Here is a 1331-nt window from a genome sequence, read left to right on the forward strand (position 1 = left end):
GTTATCAACTGATCAATGAATTCTTCTTTTTCAAAGAGAAGCGACAGTTCTTTAGACTAAAAAACTTTGCTGAACACGCGAACAAATTTGACGAGTCTGAAATCGTGATTAATTTGTTTATGTCATCATTGCCATCGGAGTTCATTCGTCTATTTAATAAAGACGTATTCAAGCTCAATGTCGTGCCTGCGATTAATTTATTTGAGCAAACTGGCGAACCGATCCCATATGACCACCGGACTCTATCCGTTCCAGTTAATGCCGACGCTCATAGTGACAACAATATAGAAATTATTGAAATTCAAAACGTCTATGAAATCACTCCGAACGGAGAGGTCCCTTTAATTCCACTTTTTAAAGAAAAGTATTCACATAACCAAAGTTACGACTACTGGCAAAGTAAACACGATCACTTTGGTGAAGTAAGCATAGCGATTTCGTTATCGGACACGACAAATACAGAATTTAGCAAGCTACTTGGTACCAAGTTACTGTGTACTAATGGGAAGCAAGCTTGTGGTGTAATCGGCACTTTGGAATGCTTAGAGAGTATTGATTTACCCGGTGATTTCTCACCTATTTACCCGCCCTCTGCGCCGATTAAAAAAGAAATCGACCAAAACATCCACTGGGAATTTATTAGCTTATTGAACACCAACTTCACATCATTGGTGCAATCTAGCAACCCGGTAGCTGAACTCAAACATATGTTGAGTTTGTGCAGTCGCGACCAGGTATCAAGCACAGAAATTCAGATGATTCACTCAATTACATTCAATTCGCAAGTTTCTGCAATTCGTGTGTTGGGTAAGAACGTGTTCTCGCCCGGAACCGAGATTGAACTTACGCTTGATGCCACCTCACCTTACCTAGCATTTGCCGATGTGTTGAATCGCTTCTTCCAGCAGTTTTGCAGTTTTGATAGATACATTCAACTTAAGATTCGTCTCTATGGGCGAGATGGTTTCATAAAAACATACCCTAAGATTCACGGTAGTCAATTGTGCCTGTAACTCCACAAAATAAGCACAATTGGATCGATCGCTATAGGAAGCCGATATGAAGCATTTCATCGAAGATCTAACGACTCAACCCGAAAAGTACGACTTCTCGCAAGCAATGAGACTATTGGAACGACTCCAGTCTCACAGCTCTACTCAGGTACAGATCCAATTGAAGTCTGAGGCAATGCCAACTGGGAACCCTCAAGAAATTCAGTACTTTTCGCTAAAGGGAAACAAGGCAAAGCTGAGATTGGCAAAAGAAGCGCTTTCTGGTGTAAAAGGGGTAATTCCCAATTATATTTATGAAGAGTTGTTAAGCGCGATACA

General features: G+C 40.7%; 2 protein-coding genes. Both read left to right on the forward strand.

Annotated elements, in window-relative coordinates; genetic code table 11:
• Window positions 1-1013 (forward strand): type VI secretion system baseplate subunit TssF (locus tag AB4496_RS27195; protein ID WP_372133058.1); only part of this gene is annotated, 1013 nt, incomplete at its 5' end.
• A 46-nt stretch (window positions 1014-1059) separates the two neighbouring features.
• Window positions 1060-1331 (forward strand): type VI secretion system baseplate subunit TssG (locus tag AB4496_RS27200; RefSeq protein WP_372133061.1); only part of this gene is annotated, 272 nt, incomplete at its 3' end.

Origin of the sequence: Vibrio sp. 10N.222.46.A1, assembly GCF_041473595.1 — a bacterium.
Classification (GTDB): domain Bacteria; phylum Pseudomonadota; class Gammaproteobacteria; order Enterobacterales; family Vibrionaceae; genus Vibrio; species Vibrio tasmaniensis_A.